Below are 15,189 nucleotides of genomic sequence, written 5' to 3'. Positions count from 1 at the left end.
TCCGCCGAGCACTCTCAGCCTATCGGCGTGGCTCCGGCCGTGCTCCTCATGGGCGTGGGGGAACGTCCGCGCGCAGCGTCTCGCTGAAGAAACCCCAGATGGCGGCCGGTGCGTCGAGGGTGTGGTCGGTCCTGCCCATGAGGCGGGGGAAGCGGTAGTCGGGGTTGGGGATCGTGTGGCCGCCGCCGGTGACCGTGAACGCCACGACGGGCGGCTTGCCGGGCTGGGTGTAGCGGGTCTCGATCACCGACGGGCCGTCCGCGTCCCCCTTTCCGCCGAAGGGCGTGGGCGGCCAGCTGGTCGGAGGGTGGGTGATCCCGTTGACCTCGGCGAAGACACGGGCGGTGGCCTCGGCGGACAGGACGGTGCCGCGTTTCTGGAAGCCGAAGATGCTGGCCTCGCCGCCGTCGTACGGCATGATCGGGTCGCTCGTGCCGGCGATGAGCAGGACGGGCAGCGGGGACTTCAGCTCCGTGACGGCCCACTGGTCCGGCGTGGGCAGGCCCGCCCCGATCACCGCGATGGCGGCGATGCGTTCCGGCGTCCGGGCGGCGAGGCGGAAGGCCATCTGGCCGCCGTTGGAGAAGCCGGTGACGAGGACCCGGGCGGGGTCGATGCCGTGCCGCTGCCGGAATCGTTCGACGAGCGCGGCGATCAGGCCCTCGTCGTCGATGTCCTCCTTGCGGGCGGGGGTGACCGCGGCGGTCCGGCCGTCGTTCCAGCCGCGCTTGTAGCCGTCCGGATAGACCACCGCGAACTTGTGCCGCTCGGCCAGCTTGTCGAAGCCGTACCCGGTGGCCGTACGAATGGTTTTCCCGTCCTGCTGCGATCCGTGCAGGACGAACAGGAGGGGAGCGCCGGGCGGCAGGTCCGCGGGCACGAAGGCCCGGTACGTCCGCGTCCGGTCGGCCACGGTGATCGTGTCCGCCGTCACCGGGGCACTGAGCCGGGGCTCGACGGGTTTGGGGCTGTGCACGAGGTATCCGTACGCGGCGCCGCACACCAGCACCACTCCTCCGACCGCGACCAATGCCGTGATGAGCACCTGCATGTCCTCGCCCTCGCTTCGTTCCACGTATTCCCAGGTCGTCCTGCCTGGGCTTTCACCCTGCGCCGGTGGCCCGGCGCCATCCAGGGACCGAGAGTCCGTGGCTGGCCGGTGTGCCCCGCCGTACCGTGGTGACCATGGACAAGCAGGCCTTCGCGGCGTTCCTGCGCGGCAGACGGGAACGCGTACGCCCCGAGGACGTCGGCCTGCCGCACGGGCCCAGGCGTCGCACCCCCGGGCTGCGCCGCGAGGAGGTCGCCCAGCTCGCGCACATCTCCGTGGACCACTACAGCCGACTGGAACAGGCCCGGGGACGTCATCCCTCACACGCGGTCCTGACCGGCATCGCCCGCGCGCTGCGCCTGTCCGACCAGGAGCGCACCCACCTCTTCCGGCTCGCCGGTGAGGCGGCGCCCGAGCCGGTCCAGGGGCCCTCCCGTGACGTCGATCCCGGCACACTGAACCTGTTGGAGCGCCTGACCGACGCCGGCGCTCTCGTACTCGACAACACCTGCCGGGTCCTGGCCTGGAATCCGCTCGCGGCAGCCCTCTTCGAGGACTTCTCCGCCCTGACCGGCTCGGACCGCAACGTCATTCGCCGCTACTTCCTGCACCCCGAGCGGCGTGGCTACGGCCTGACCGAGCCCCACCGGTTCGTGACCGCCGCCGTCAGCTATCTGCGCGTCGCCACCGCCCGCTACCCGGACAACGTCGAACTCCACGCACTCGTAGAGGAGTTGCTCGCCGGCAGCGAGGACTTCGCCCGGCTGTGGAACTCCCATGAGCTGCGCATCGAACACCACGACCACCAGGAGATCCGGCATCCCCAAGTCGGGCCGATCGAGCTGGACTTCGACGTCCTGACGGTGCCGGGCCAGGACCAGCAGCTGATCATCTTCACCGCCGAACCCGACTCCCGCGCGTACCGGACGCTGCAACTGCTCAAGGTCATCGGCACCCAGCGCATGGACATCGCCACCTGATCCGGGCTCCGTCGCCCCCGGTTCCAGGGCGCTGAAACCGTCGTGAAACCGCGCTGAATGCGCCCTGCCGCACGCTCTGCGGCATGACGACAACGACCGACGCACTCGCGATCTCAGCCACCGGGCTGCGCAAGGCCTACGGGGACAAGACGGTCCTCGACGGCATCGACCTGGCGGTGCCGACCGGCACCATCTTCTCCCTGCTCGGCCCGAACGGTGCCGGCAAGACCACCGCCGTGAAGATCCTCTCCACCCTCGTCACGGCCGACGCCGGCGAGCTGCGGGTCGGCGGTCACGACCTGGCCGTCGATCCGCAGTCCGTGCGGGCCGAGATCGGTGTCACCGGGCAGTTCTCCGCCGTGGACGGACTGATCACCGGTGAGGAGAACATGCTCCTCATGGCGGACCTGCACCACCTGTCCAAGCAGGAGGGCCGCCGTACCGCCGCCGAACTCCTGGAGCGCTTCGACCTCGCCGAGGCCGCCAAGAAGCCTGCCTCCACCTACTCCGGCGGCATGAAGCGGCGCCTCGACCTCGCCATGACGCTGGTCGGCGGCCCGCGGATCATCTTCCTCGACGAGCCGACCACCGGTCTCGACCCGCGCTCCCGGCACACCATGTGGGGCATCATCCGCGAGCTGGTCTCCGGCGGTGTCTCCGTCTTCCTCACCACCCAGTACCTGGACGAGGCCGACGAACTCGCCGACCGTATCGCGGTGTTGAACGACGGCCGGATCGCCGCCGAGGGTAGCGCCGAGGAGTTGAAGCGGCTCGTCCCGGGCGGACACGTGCGGCTGCGCTTCACCGACCCGGCCGCCTATCAGTCCGCCGCCGTCGCCCTGCGCGAGGTCACTCGCGACGACGACGCGCTCTCGCTCCAGATCCCCAGCGGCGGCAGTCAGCGCGAACTGCGTTCCATCCTCGACTGGTTGGACGCGACCGGCATCGAGGCGGACGAGCTGACCGTGCACACCCCGGACCTCGACGACGTGTTCTTCGCCCTGACCGGCGGCGCCGCCGTCCCCAACCAGCCCAAGGAGAACGTCCGATGAGCACCCTCTCCCTCGCCGTACGCGACTCGTCCACGATGCTGCGCCGCAACCTGCTGCACGCGCGCCGCTATCCGTCCCTCACCCTGAACCTGCTGCTCACCCCGATCATGCTGTTGCTGCTCTTCGTCTACATCTTCGGCGATGTGCTGAGCACGGGCATCGGCGGCGCGGACCGCTCCGACTACGTCGCGTACCTCGTCCCGGGCATCCTGATGATGACCATCGGCGGCACCGTGATCGGGACCGCGGTGTCCGTCGCCACCGACATGAACGAGGGCATCATCGCCCGCTTCCGGACGATGGCGATCCACCGCGGGTCCGTGCTCGTCGGGCACGTCGTCGGCAGCGTGATCCAGTGCGTCGCCAGCGTGGTCCTCGTCGGTGCCGTCGCCGTGGCCATCGGCTTCCGGTCCACGGACGCCACCGCCCTGGAGTGGCTGGCGGCGCTCGGACTCCTCGCGCTGTTCTCCCTGGCGCTCACCTGGATCGCCGTCGGGATGGGCATGGTCAGCCCGAGCGCCGAGGCGGCCGCCAACAGCGCACAGCCGCTGATCCTCCTCCCGCTCATCTCCAGCGCCTTCATCCCGGCCGACACGATGCCGGGCTGGTTCCAGCCGATCGCCGAGTACCAGCCCTTCACCCCGGCCATCGAGACCCTGCGCGGCCTGCTGCTCGGCACCGAGATCGGCAACAACTGGTGGATCGCGCTCGCCTGGTGCGTCGGCCTGACCGTGCTCGGCTACCGCTGGTCGACGGCGTCCTTCAACCGCGACCCGAAGTAACCGCCATGACGGCGCGGGCCGCCTCCCGCAACTCATCGCGCCCCAGGGCGGCGTACTCCGACACCGCGTCGGCGTACGCCGCCCTGTCGGCGTCCTCGGCGGCCTCCCTGGCGCTGTCCGCCGACATCGTGGGCTGGAACTCCCGCATCACCCGCAGCCGTTCGGCCAGCGCGAGCATCCGTACGGCACCGGTGTCGCCGGACGCGAGCCCCGCCATGCCGAGGGCGTGCAACATCGTCCCGAACAAGGGGAGTTCGGCGGGCGAGCCGACCGGTTCGGCGAGCATCGTCCGCAGCCGCGCGCGCAGTCGATCGGCCACATCCGGGACCAACTCGAGTCGCCCGGCACGCGCGTGGGCCGTCACCGCCACCGCCTGGATCATGTACGCCCACGGGTCGAGCCCGGCATCGGCTCCGCGCAGCGGGCCGGCCGCGAGCATGCGCTCCACGGCGCCGCGCCACAGACCGAGTCCGACCTCCGTCAGTCCGCGGGCGAGCGCGATCTCGGCGCGCCCGCCGAGGTCGGGCCGGTAGAAGTCGTCCTCCGGCGGGGTGTTGTAGATCTCCGCCTGCCGCAGCCAGTACTCGGCCTCGTCCGCGTCGCCGCGTTGCAGACAGGCGAGGACGAGGAGCGACCGGATGCCGATGTGGTCGTGCCCGTCGCCCAGCCGCGGCAGCACGTCGAGCGACGCCCGGAGATGCTCGTACGCCTCCTCGCCCCGCCCTGTCCGCAGGCACAGTTCGCTCAACCGGGAATGCACCATCATCCGCACGGACGGGTTGTCGACCGGCGCCAGACCTTCGACCGTCCGACGGGCCGACACGAGCGCGCGGTCGAGATCGTGCTCGAACTCCCAGACGTAGCAGGCGACGCACTCGGCGATGCCGGAGAGCAGCGGCTGCTCGCTGTCGCAGAGCCGCCGCAGCACGTCGTAGTCGGGGGGCCGTATCCCGGGGATCGCGCTCAGCACGACCGCGGTGGCGCGCATCAGCGTGTCCGGCGGTGCCGGGGGCAACCGCCGGAGGGTGACGAGCTGGCGTACGGCGCGTGGGCCGGGGCCCATGAACACGGTCGCCGTGCCCAACACCGCGGCGGTGCGGGCGACTTCGACGTATGCGGGCTCGGGACGGTAGTGCGACAGCGGCGGACCGGTGTCCGTGACCAGGGCGGCGAGGCGGGGAAAGTTGGTGCCGGTGGACCACAGCGCGCCGAGGACGGCGGCGAGGGCGGCGGTGGCCGGCTGGTCCGCACGGGCCAGGGCGTGCCGCAGGGCCGCCGCGAGGTTGTCCTGCTCGGCCTTGATCCGCTCCCAGGCGGCCTGCGAGTCCGAGCCGAAGAGCACGTCGTGGTGCCCGACCCCGAAGTCCCGTGCCCAGACGAGGAATTGGTCCACGGCCGTCTCGTCCTCGCCCGCCTCGGCACGCCGGGCCGCACTGAACTCCCGTACGGTCTCCAGCATGTGGAACCGCACGCCGGCCGTGGTGTCGGTGACGGTGAGCAGCGACTGATCGGCCAACTGCTCCAGCAGGAACAGCGCGTCCTCGCCGAGCACTTGCTCCGCCGCGTCTCCGGAGAAGCCGCCGGGGAAAACGGACAGGGTGCGCAGCGCCGCCCTCGCGTCCTCGGCGAGCAGGTTCCAGCTCCACTCGACGACCGCGTGCAGGGTGCGGTGGCGTTCCGGTACGTCCCGTGCCCCGCCGCGCAGCAGCGCGAACCGGTCGCCGAGGCGACGGGCTATGTCCGGAACCGACAGGACCCGCACCCGCGCCGCCGCCAACTCCACGGCGAGGGGCAGCCCGTCGAGGTGGCGGCACAGCTCGGCCACGGCGTCCGGCGGCAGTTCCACGCCGCTTCTGGCGGCCCTGGCCCGCTGGGTGAACAGCTCGACCGAGGTGGCGAGACCGAGTTCGGGCAGGGCGTACACCGCCTCCGAGGTGAGGCCCAGCGGGGACCGGCTGGTGGCGAGGACCCGCAGGTCCTTCGAGGACGAGACGAGGGCCTGTACGAGGTCGGCGGCGCCCCGGACGACCTGCTCGCAGTTGTCGAGGACCAGCAGCACGGGCCCCGAGCCGAGCACGCCGAGGATCCCGGTCACCGGGTCTCCCGAGGCATGCCCGCCCAGGGCACCGGCGCCGAGCGCGGAGGCGACCTCGGCGGCCACGTCCGTGTCCACGGTGACGCCGGCGAGCGGCACGAAATACACCACGCGCTGCTCGGCCCGCCGGCTCACGGCGTGCCCGAGCCGGGTCTTCCCGAGACCGCCGGGGCCCACGACGGTGACGGCGCGGGAGACGCGCAACAGCCGTTCCACCGACGCGATGTCCTCGTCCCGGCCGAGCAACGGGTTCGGCTCGTGCGGCACACCGTGCCTGGCCACGGGCGCCTCGCCGCGCAGCAACTCCTGCTGTACGGCCTTGAGTCCGGCGCCCGGGTCCGTGCCGAGGTCGTCGCGCAGCTCACGGCGGTACGCCTCGTACCGGGTCAGCGCGGCGGACGGGCCCGCCGTCGCCGCCTCGCCGCGCAGCAGTTCGGCGAGCACCTCCTCGTCGCGCGGATGCGCCACGGCGGCCAGGGCCAGCGGCCCGGCGGCCTCCGCGTGCCGCCCGAGGCGGGCGAGCGCGAGCGCCTGTGCGCGGACGAGCACGTCGCGGACGGGGGCGCGCTCGGCGCGCAACGCGGCCACGGGGTCGTCGGTGTCACCGCCCTCGTCAGGAGTGCCCTCCCACAGGGCGAGGCCGGCCTCGGCGGCGGCCAGCGATCCCGCGCGGTCCCCGGCCCTGGCCCGCTCCGCGCTCGCGGCGGCGTGCAGCAGCAGGGCGGAGCTGTCGACCTGGTCCTCGGCGAGAGCGAGCCGGTATCCGGTCGGTGTGCTGACGATGAGGTCCGCGCCCAGCTGCGCGCGCGCCCTGGACACGAGGACCTGGAGCGCCTTTCCCGGCCGCTCCGGCAGCTCGTCCGGCCACAGCCCCGCGACCAGCCGCTCGGTGCCGCAGCCCGTGCGCAGGTCTCCCGCGAGCAGCGCGAGGAGTCCGCGCAGCCGAGGAGCGGTGACCTCCTGGCTTCGATGGGCGACTCGCGGCAGCAGGGTCAGGTCAATGGTCACCGGTGCAGATTAACCAAGGTCCCGCCCCAGGCGCGCGAGCGGAGACAGCGCGATCACCGCCGGGGACAGCATCATGCCTGCCGCAGTCGCCAGGAGGCTGGTGCGCAGCCCCAACTCCTGGGCGAGGAAGCCGCCGAGCAGAGATCCCAGCGGGCTCAGTCCCATGCCGACGAACGTGATCGTCGCGGCCGCACGACCCTGCATCCCGTGCGGGGTCACGGCCTGCCGGACGGCCATGACGGTGACGTTCACCAACTGCCCGCCGATCCCGAACACGAAGTTGACCGCGAGGAGTACGGGAAGCGTCGTCGCGGACGACCCGTGCAGCGCGGGCACCCACAGGAAAACGCCGTCGCCGAGTGCCGCCGCGACGACCAGCACCGTGCCGTGGCCGAAGCGCCTCGGCAGCCGGGCTGCCAGCATCGCGCCGACGAGCGCCCCCGGACCGGTCGCCGCGAGCGCCAGGCCTACGGCGGTGCCCGACAGGTGCAGTTCGCGCGGGAGGAAGAGCAGATAGACGGTCATCGTCGCCGCGAAGAAGAACTGGAAGGGGGCGGCGGCGAGGCACACGGTACGCAGCGAGGGGTCGCCGACGACGAAGCGCAGGCCCTCATGAATCCGCCGCCACACCCGAGGGGGACACTCCAGGCGTGCCGGGACGGATTCGGTCCGCCGGATCCGGCGGACCGACAGGAACGACAGCGCGAAGAAGAGCGCTCCGGAGGCGACAGCGATCGGCGCCGACAGCAGGGTCACCAACGCGCCGCCGAGAGCGGGGCCGCCGATCTGGGCCGCCGACCGGCTGCCCTCCAACACACTGTTGGCACGCACCAGTTGATCGTGCGTCACCAGCCGAACGACAGAGGCCTGGTAGGCCACGTCGAAGTACACGGACAGGGCCCCGGAGGCGGCGACCACCACGAACAACGCGGGCAGGCCGAGCCAGTTGAGCAGTGCGGCCGCCGCTGCGGCCCACAGAACCATCGTCCGGCCGAGGTCCGCCACCAACATCACCGTGCGCGTCCGCCACCTGTCCACCCAGGCACCGACGAAGAGCGAGAGCAACAGAATCGGCGCCTCTCCCGTCGCGCGCAGGGCGCCCAACTCGCCGGAACCGACGTCGAGTGCCAGTACGGCGAAGAGCGGGAGCACCACCAGGCTTGTCTGTTCGCCGAGTTGGGAGGCTGTCTGACCCAGCCAGAGCCGACGGAAGTCATTGTTCGAAGTGGACGGCACAGAGACCCTTTGCGTTGCCGACAACGAGACCCGCGACCCGGCGCGCGAAGGCGCGCCACGGTTCGGGCGGGGAAAGGCTCGCTGTGCCGCAGCATCAAGGGCGGCACGCGATGACGGGCCGATCAAGGCCTACGACGTCAACGCGCGCCCGGACGACCGGGCATCTCTCGGCTCCAACTCCTCGTCGATCACTCGCTGTTCGGACAGTAGCTCGCGGGGCCTGGTACGAAAAGCGATTACTGCTCTCCTCGGAGCCCGCGCACACGCGGCGCCAGCGCAGGCGCCGACGAATTTACTAAGGCAGGTTTATAAAGTAGCCTTAGTACATGAACGACGACCTGGACCCGAACGCGGTCGCCTCGGCGCTGCTGGCGAGCATCGGCGTGCTGGTGCGACGGGCCCGCCAGCAGCCGCTCGAGGGCGGGCTCACGATGCCCGAGCGGACCGCACTGTCGCAGCTGGACCGCGCGGGCCCCACGACCTCCTCGGCGCTGGCCCGGGACGCGCAGATCACCGCGCAGGCCATGGGGGCGACGCTCAGCGCGCTGCGGACCCGCGGCCTGGTGGAACGCCGCCCGGACCCGGACGACGGCCGGCGCGTGGTGCTGTCCGTGACCGACGCGGGCCGGCAGGCGCTGAAGAACAAGCGCAACGCACGGGCCGAACTCCTCGCGCGGGCCCTGACCGGCGGCGCGTTCACCCCGGCGGAGCTGGAGCAACTCGCGGCGGCGGCACCGCTGTTGGAGCGACTGGCCCAGAACATCTGACGTCGACGGAGCCACGAGGAAGCAGACCGATGACAGACCCTTCCAAGACGCGCGCCCCGCGCCGCCCGGCCGCCGACGACCGGTACAAGTGGACGGCGCTGACGAACACGACCGCCGCGGTCTTCATGTCCGCGCTGGACGGCTCCATCGTGCTGATCGCCCTGCCCACGATCTTCCGGGGCATCCACCTGGACCCACTCGCGCCGGGCAACATCGCCTATCTCCTGTGGATGATCATGGGGTACCGGCTGGTCCAGGCCGTACTGGTGGTCACGGTGGGCCGCCTGGGCGACATGTACGGCCGGGTCCGGATCTACAACTCCGGGTTCGCGGTCTTCACCTTCGCCTCGGTCCTGCTGTCCTTCGACCCCGTCGACGGCGGCCACGGAGCGATGTGGCTGATCGCCTGGCGGGTGCTGCAGGCCGTCGGCGGCTCGATGCTGACCGCGAACTCGGCCGCGATCCTGACCGACGCCTTCCCCGAGGAGCAGCGCGGCTTCGCCCTGGGCATCAACCAAGTCGCCGGCCTGGGCGGGATGTTCATCGGCCTGGTCGCCGGCGGGCTGCTGTCGGCCTGGGACTGGCGGGCGGTGTTCTGGGTGAACGTGCCCATTGGCGTGTTCTTCACGGTGTGGGCCTACCGCACCCTGCGCGAGACCGCCAAGCACGACGGCGGCCGCGTCGACTGGTGGGGCAACATCACCTTCGCGGTGGGCCTCAGCGCCACCCTGATCGCGATCACCTTCGGCCTCCAGCCCTACGGCGGCCACACCATGGGCTGGACCAACCCGCTGGTCGACGTGCTCATAGCCGGCGGACTGCTGCTCCTCGCGGCCTTCGTCGTCATCGAGAACCGCGTCTCCGCGCCGATGATCCAGCTGAGCCTCTTCCGCCAACGGGCCTTCACCTTCGGCAACTTGGCGGGCCTGGCCATCTCGATCGGCCGGGGCGGGATGCAGTTCGTGCTGATCATCTGGCTGCAGGGGATCTGGCTCCCGCTGCACGGCTACGACTACGGCGACACCCCGCTGTGGGCCGGCATCTTCATGCTGCCGCTGACGGCGGGCTTCCTCGCGGCGGGCCCGGTGTCCGGCTATCTGTCCGACCGGCTCGGCTCCCGGGGGCTGGCCACCGGCGGCGCTGCGCTGTTCGGCGCCACCTTCCTCGGCCTGATGTGCCTGCCGATCGACTTCGGCTACTGGATCTTCGCGCTGCTGATCGCGCTCAACGGGATAGCCAGCGGGATGTTCGCCTCCCCCAACTCCTCCTCGATCATGGGCAGTGTGCCCGCCCGCTTGCGCGGTGTCGCGTCCGGCATGCGCGCCACCTTCCAGAACTCCGGCACCGCCGTCTCCATCGGCGTGTTCTTCTCCCTCATGATCGCCGGGCTGGCCAGGAGCCTCCCGCACACGCTCACCACCGGACTCCAACAGCAAGGCGTACCGGCCCACTTGGCCGCCCAGGTCGGCGGCCTGCCCCCGGTCTCCTCCCTGTTCGCCGCGCAGTTGGGCGTCAACCCGATCCAACACCTGCTCCAGCCCAGCGGTGTCCTGACCCATCTGACGGCGGCACAGCAACACACCCTCACCGGCAGCGAGTTCTTCCCAACCCTGATATCCGGGCCCTTCCACTCCGGCCTGGTCATCGTGTTCGCCTTCGGCGCCACCCTCGCCTTCCTCGCCGCGCTCGCCTCCCTGCTGCGCGGCGCCGGCACCGGCCCTACGGCCAAGGCTCCAGGGCCGCGCAAGGCCGCCACCGGCGACACCCTGGCACGACCGGACAGGTGAGCCGACGGCCATGCCCCTTCCCCCACCCCCGCAAAGCGGCCGACACCCACAGGAGAAGCAACTCCCATGCCACTGACAACGATCGACCCCGCGCCCGCGCTCGTCGTGGTCGACCTGCAGAAGGGCATCGTCCGGGCCCTCACCGACGATCCGGTCACCGACGCCGTCAAGCAGGCGACCCACCTGACCACCGAGTTCCGGCGGCACGGTCTTCCCGTGGTCCTGGTCAACGTCACGGGACGCGCCCCGGGACGTACAGACACCGGACGGTCCGCGAACACGGCTGCCCCGCCGACCGGTTGGGCCGACCTCATCGACGAACTCGACGTACAGCCGACCGATCACCTGATCACCAAGCGGCGTCGTAGCGCGTTCCACGACACCGGACTCGACACGCTCCTGCGGGACTTGGGCGTCACGCAGGTCGTGCTGTGCGGCATCGCGACGAGCTCGGGCGTCGAGTCGACCGCGCGCTCGGCCTCCGACCACGCCTACCACGTCGTCCTGGCCACCGACGCCATGGGCGATCCCGATCCCGAGGCCCATCGCCACAGCGTCGAGCGCGTCTTCCCCAAGCTCGGCGAGACCGCGACCACCGCCGAGGTCGTCGACATGGTGGAGGCGACGCGATGACCTTGCTCGGCCGCATCCTCCGCAACCGCAGAGCAGGCGAGACCCACACGGCATGGAACCTGCCCACCCTGCAGGGCCCTGAACAACTGACCCTCACCAGCCAGGACTTCGGCGACGGCGACACGATGCCGCTGAAGCACTGCGCGAAGCAGATCGGCGGCGCCGACCTGTCACCCCACCTGGCCTGGACCCCACCCCCACCCGGCACCGCACAACTCCTCCTGGTCGTGGAGGACATCGACGTCCCCATTCCCAGGCCCGCCGTGCACTGCCTCGCCCTGATCGACCCGGCAACCGGGCACCTGGAGCCCGGCGCCCTGGCCGCACGACAGCCCGGCTCCGGGGTGCGGGTGCTCCGTTCCACCATCGGACGGGGCTACCACGGCCCCGCGCCCATCAAGGGCCACGGCCCACACCGCTATGTCTTCCAGCTGTTCGCTCTCGCGGCCGCCGTGGACAGCGGCCCCGGCACCACGCCGGTGGACCGGGCACGGCCCCGCGCCCTGCTGCCCGCGATCACCGCACCCGTCCTCGCACGCGACCGACTGACCGGCGTCTACGAGCGTTGACCCCAACACCCCTCAGCGTGCGACCGGTTCAGTCGACGACCGGTACGGACGGTGCCCCCGGCGGCAGGTTGAACGGTGTGACGACCTGGATCGCCGAGGGCAGCGCCGGACCGTCGTCGGGGAGTGCCTTGTGGGCGCGCATGACGATCTGGCAGGCGCGGCGCATGTCCTGGCGCAGGTCGTGGTGGAGGACCGCGGACAGTCGCCGCTCGCGCAGCAGGCGGGTGTTGTCGTGGTCGAGGTCGTGGGCGATGAACACCGCGCACTCCCGGCCGAGCGTGTCGAAGGCGTCGAGGGTGGCGACGTTGCCGCCGCCCGCCGAGTAGACGGCGACGATGTCCTCGTCCCGTTTCAGTGCCTCCAGGACGAGTTCGTGCTGGGTGGCGTCCAGGCCGTCGCTGTCGGTGACCTCGACCAGGGACCGCCTGGGGTCGGCCAGGCGCATCGCGCTGCGGAAGCCCATCTCGCGTTCCTCCTCGCCGCGGAAGGAACCCCGGCTGATGGTGGTGAGCACGTTGCCGGGCCGCTTGCCCAGCCACTGTCCGAGGAGGTAGGCGGCGGTGGCGCCGGCCGCGCGGTTGTCGATGCCGACGTAGGCCAGGCGGGCGCTGTGCGGCAGGTCGGTCACCAGGGTGACGACGGGGATGCCCGCCGCGACCAGCCGGCCGACGGCGGCGACGATCTCCGGCTCGTCGGGGGCCTTGAGAATCACGCCCTGCGTGCCGCCCTTCGCGATCTTGTCGAGGGTTCCGATCAGTTCGGCGGGCGGGCACGTCTCTCGGAAGTGGAAACGCGAGCGTACGAGAGCGGGGTGCAGGGAGGGCAGTTCGGCTTCGAGTGCCTCCCGTACGGCGGTGGAGAACCGCTCCGGGGTCTGCATCACGATGTCGATCATGAAGGTGCGGCCCCCGAGCCGGACCTGGCTCTGCTGGCGGTCCAGGTCCTTGATGGCTTCCTGGACCTCCCTGATGGTGCTCTCCGTGACGTTGCCCCGCTGATTGAGGACACGGTCGACAGTGGCCGTACTCAACCCGGCCTGGCGGGCGATTTCCCTGATCGGGTACGGATGTCGCATGAGTGATCTCCCGGACCGATGATGCACTTTTGATGTAGCGGTAGGCATTGAATGATGGGTTTGGGTTCTCAAGACTGGCAGAAACGCACCGACAGCGAAAGGACCCCCATGTCTCCCATAACCGCAGGGACGCGGACTTGGTTGACCGAGGCGGACTGCGATCTCGACACGTTCCGCTCGCTCGTGGAGCAGCGCACCGACCCCGCCGACCACCCCTCGGCCGAGCGGATCGAACAGAACGTCCCGCTCTACGACAGCGGCCGGCTCCGTGGTCTCGCGGCCACCGCCGAGGGCCGTCGGGACGTACAGAGCGAACTGGTGCGGGCGCTGCTCGACGGGCCGGGCATCGTGGTCCTCAAGGGCGCCTTCCCGGACGCGACGATCGTCGACCGGGCGTCCGAGGCCTTCCGCGCCCTGATCGCGGAGGAGCGCGCGAGCGGCACGGCCCGCGGCGACCACTTCGCCAAGCCCGGCGCGAACGACCGGGTCTGGAACGCCCTGGACAAGGTGGCCGTACGGGCGCCCGAGGCGTTCGCCGACTACTACGCGAACGACATCCTGGAGCTGATCTCGGAGGCCTGGCTGGGCCCCGCCTACCAGGTCACCTCGCAGGTCAACGTGGTCAACCCGGGCGGCGCGGCGCAGAACGTGCACCGCGACTACCATCTCGGTTTCCTCTCCCAGGAGCAGGCGGCGGCCTATCCCGCGCACGTCCACCGGCTCTCGCCGGTACTGACCCTGCAGGGCGCGGTGGCCCACTGCGACATGCCCGTCGAGTCCGGCCCGACCCTTTACCTGCCGCACTCGCAGAAGTTCGAGCCGGGCTATCTCGCCTGGCGACTCCCGCAGTTCGTCGAGTACTTCGGCGCGAACCACGTCCAACTCCCCCTGGAGAAGGGCGACGCGGTGTTCTTCAACCCCGCGCTCTTCCACGCCGCCGGGCACAACCGCTCCGCCGACATCAAGCGCATGGCCAATCTGTTGCAGATCTCCTCCGCCTTCGGGCGTGCCATGGAGACGGTGGACCGTGAGGCGATGGCGAACGCCCTGTTCCCGGTGCTGCTGAGCCGCAAGGCCGAGGGTGTCTCGGAGGACTGGCTGCGGCGCGTGATCGCCGCCACCGCCGAGGGCTACCCCTTCCCCACCAACCTCGACCTCGACCCGCCGGTCGAGGGTCTCGCCCCGCCCTCGCAGGCGGACACCCTCCGGCAGGCCGTCGCGGAGGACTGGGACCCAGAGCGGCTGCGCCACGAACTGCAGGCCGCCGCCAAGCGCCGCCAGAGCTGAAAAGGACACATCACATTCATGGGACTGCTTGAGGACAGAGTCGTCCTCGTCAACGGGGGCAGCCAGGGCGTGGGCGCCGCGATCGCGCGGGCGACGGTGCGCGAGGGCGCGGTGGTGGTGATCACCGGCCGCCGCACGGAGGTGGGCGAGAAGTTCGCCGCGGACACCGGCACGCACTTCGTCCGGGCCGACCTCGCCGATCCGGTCCAGGCGCGCGACAGCGTCGTACGCACCGTCGAAGCCCACGGCCGCGTCGACTGCCTCGTCAACGCGGCGGGACTGACGTCACGCGGCTCACTGCTGGACACCACCCCGGAACTGTTCGACCAGCACATGGCGATCAACCTGAAGGCCCCCTTCTTCGCCATGCAGGCGGCAGTCGCCGACATGACCACCCGCGAGGCACCCGGAACCATCGTCAACATCGGCTCCAACTGCGCCCACGGCGGACCGCCCTTCCTCGCCCCGTACTCCGCGGCCAAGGCCGGCCTCGCGGGCCTCACCCGCAACGCCGCCCACGCCCACCGCTACGACCGCATCCGCATCAACACCGTCAACATCGGCTGGACCGACACCGAGGGCGAGGACGTCGTCCAGCGGACCTTCCACGGCGCTGGCGACGACTGGCGTGAGAAGGCCGCGCGATCACAGCCGATGGGCAAGCTCGGCCAGCCGGACGAGATCGCCGACTTCGTGGTGTTCCTGCTGTCCGACCGCAGCGGTGTGGTGACCGGCTCGGTGATCGACTGGGACCAGAACGTCCTCGGCGGCCAGGACTGAGCCGGGCGCCGGCAGAAGGAGCACGATTCTCATGCGCACAGGCGCCATGGGACTCGGCCGCATCGACGCCTTCCACGCGGAGACCCT

General features: G+C 71.0%; 13 protein-coding genes. 9 read left to right on the top strand and 4 right to left on the bottom strand.

Going from position 1 to position 15,189, the window contains the following annotated elements; all coding sequences use genetic code 11:
* Positions 1-46: 46 nt before the first annotated feature.
* Positions 47-1,075: an alpha/beta hydrolase family esterase gene (locus tag OO70_RS01510; protein WP_051740445.1), complete on the bottom strand. Its 1,029-nt coding sequence runs from the start codon at positions 1,073-1,075 to the stop codon at positions 47-49.
* 110 nt (positions 1,076-1,185) lie between these two features.
* Here OO70_RS01510 and OO70_RS01505 point away from each other — a divergent pair, with 110 nt between their 5' ends.
* The 3 genes from OO70_RS01505 (at position 1,186) to OO70_RS01495 (ending at position 3,865) form a co-directional block, all read left to right on the top strand.
* A complete protein-coding gene (locus tag OO70_RS01505) occupies positions 1,186-2,031 on the top strand; it encodes a helix-turn-helix transcriptional regulator (protein WP_043663510.1) in 846 nt (281 codons plus the stop codon).
* A gap of 83 nt (positions 2,032-2,114) precedes the next feature.
* Positions 2,115-3,083: an ATP-binding cassette domain-containing protein gene (locus OO70_RS01500; protein WP_043662711.1), complete on the top strand. Its 969-nt coding sequence runs from the start codon at positions 2,115-2,117 to the stop codon at positions 3,081-3,083.
* Positions 3,080-3,865 (top strand): ABC transporter permease, encoded by a 786-nt coding sequence (locus OO70_RS01495; protein WP_043662709.1) that lies wholly within the window; start codon positions 3,080-3,082, stop codon positions 3,863-3,865. The genes OO70_RS01500 and OO70_RS01495 overlap by 4 nt, the downstream gene beginning before the upstream one ends.
* Here OO70_RS01495 and OO70_RS01490 read toward each other — a convergent pair.
* On the bottom strand, positions 3,846-6,968 hold the full coding sequence (locus OO70_RS01490; RefSeq protein ID WP_043662707.1) for an ATP-binding protein: 3,123 nt from the start codon (positions 6,966-6,968) through the stop codon (positions 3,846-3,848). The two genes, OO70_RS01495 and OO70_RS01490, sit on opposite strands and share 20 nt — an antisense overlap.
* Positions 6,969-6,977: 9 nt before the next feature.
* Positions 6,978-8,204 (bottom strand): MFS transporter, encoded by a 1,227-nt coding sequence (locus OO70_RS01485; RefSeq protein WP_078651188.1) that lies wholly within the window; start codon positions 8,202-8,204, stop codon positions 6,978-6,980.
* 326 nt (positions 8,205-8,530) lie between these two features.
* Between OO70_RS01485 and OO70_RS01480 the strand changes: the two genes are divergently transcribed.
* The 4 genes from OO70_RS01480 to OO70_RS01465 all read left to right on the top strand — a co-directional run bounded on the left by OO70_RS01480 (position 8,531) and on the right by OO70_RS01465 (position 11,960).
* The gene (locus tag OO70_RS01480; RefSeq protein ID WP_043662702.1) at positions 8,531-8,971 is read left to right on the top strand and encodes a MarR family winged helix-turn-helix transcriptional regulator; all 441 of its coding nucleotides are present in this window, start codon (positions 8,531-8,533) and stop codon (positions 8,969-8,971) included.
* Positions 8,972-9,000: 29 nt separating this feature from the next.
* Positions 9,001-10,758, top strand: a complete 1,758-nt coding sequence (locus tag OO70_RS01475) for an MFS transporter (protein ID WP_043662700.1) — start codon at positions 9,001-9,003, stop codon at positions 10,756-10,758.
* Positions 10,759-10,824: 66 nt separating this feature from the next.
* The gene (locus tag OO70_RS01470; protein WP_043662698.1) at positions 10,825-11,391 is read left to right on the top strand and encodes an isochorismatase family cysteine hydrolase; all 567 of its coding nucleotides are present in this window, start codon (positions 10,825-10,827) and stop codon (positions 11,389-11,391) included.
* Positions 11,388-11,960 carry a YbhB/YbcL family Raf kinase inhibitor-like protein gene (locus tag OO70_RS01465; protein ID WP_043662696.1) on the top strand — a complete coding sequence of 191 codons (573 nt, stop codon included), beginning with the start codon at positions 11,388-11,390 and terminating at the stop codon, positions 11,958-11,960. The genes OO70_RS01470 and OO70_RS01465 overlap by 4 nt, the downstream gene beginning before the upstream one ends.
* A gap of 28 nt (positions 11,961-11,988) precedes the next feature.
* Here the strand turns inward: OO70_RS01465 and OO70_RS01460 are convergent, their stop codons facing one another.
* The gene (locus OO70_RS01460) at positions 11,989-13,035 is read right to left on the bottom strand and encodes a LacI family DNA-binding transcriptional regulator (RefSeq protein WP_043662694.1); all 1,047 of its coding nucleotides are present in this window, start codon (positions 13,033-13,035) and stop codon (positions 11,989-11,991) included.
* Between the two features lie 108 nt (positions 13,036-13,143).
* Here OO70_RS01460 and OO70_RS01455 point away from each other — a divergent pair, with 108 nt between their 5' ends.
* Together OO70_RS01455 and OO70_RS01450 are read left to right on the top strand one after the other, a co-directional pair.
* The gene (locus OO70_RS01455) at positions 13,144-14,322 is read left to right on the top strand and encodes a phytanoyl-CoA dioxygenase family protein (RefSeq protein WP_043662692.1); all 1,179 of its coding nucleotides are present in this window, start codon (positions 13,144-13,146) and stop codon (positions 14,320-14,322) included.
* Positions 14,323-14,340: 18 nt separating this feature from the next.
* On the top strand, positions 14,341-15,102 hold the full coding sequence (locus tag OO70_RS01450) for an SDR family oxidoreductase (RefSeq protein WP_043662691.1): 762 nt from the start codon (positions 14,341-14,343) through the stop codon (positions 15,100-15,102).
* Positions 15,103-15,189: the final 87 nt, after the last annotated feature.

Origin of the sequence: Streptomyces xylophagus (assembly GCF_000716435.1) — a bacterium.
GTDB lineage: Bacteria > Actinomycetota > Actinomycetes > Streptomycetales > Streptomycetaceae > Streptomyces > Streptomyces xylophagus.
The sequence above is the reverse complement of the archived record's forward strand: the minus strand, read 5'-3'. Positions and strand labels throughout refer to the sequence as shown.

Bases quoted from the DNA above. Each gene is read 5' to 3' on its own strand.
- OO70_RS01465 (WP_043662696.1), top strand. From the start codon at position 11,388: ATGACCTTGCTCGGCCGCATCCTCCGCAACCGCAGAGCAGGCGAGACC.
- OO70_RS01500 (WP_043662711.1), top strand. From the start codon at position 2,115: ATGACGACAACGACCGACGCACTCGCGATCTCAGCCACCGGGCTGCGC.
- OO70_RS01460 (WP_043662694.1), bottom strand. From the start codon at position 13,035: ATGCGACATCCGTACCCGATCAGGGAAATCGCCCGCCAGGCCGGGTTG.
- OO70_RS01450 (WP_043662691.1), top strand. From the start codon at position 14,341: ATGGGACTGCTTGAGGACAGAGTCGTCCTCGTCAACGGGGGCAGCCAG.
- OO70_RS01495 (WP_043662709.1), top strand. From the start codon at position 3,080: ATGAGCACCCTCTCCCTCGCCGTACGCGACTCGTCCACGATGCTGCGC.
- OO70_RS01475 (WP_043662700.1), top strand. From the start codon at position 9,001: ATGACAGACCCTTCCAAGACGCGCGCCCCGCGCCGCCCGGCCGCCGAC.
- OO70_RS01480 (WP_043662702.1), top strand. From the start codon at position 8,531: ATGAACGACGACCTGGACCCGAACGCGGTCGCCTCGGCGCTGCTGGCG.
- OO70_RS01455 (WP_043662692.1), top strand. From the start codon at position 13,144: ATGTCTCCCATAACCGCAGGGACGCGGACTTGGTTGACCGAGGCGGAC.
- OO70_RS01505 (WP_043663510.1), top strand. From the start codon at position 1,186: ATGGACAAGCAGGCCTTCGCGGCGTTCCTGCGCGGCAGACGGGAACGC.
- OO70_RS01470 (WP_043662698.1), top strand. From the start codon at position 10,825: ATGCCACTGACAACGATCGACCCCGCGCCCGCGCTCGTCGTGGTCGAC.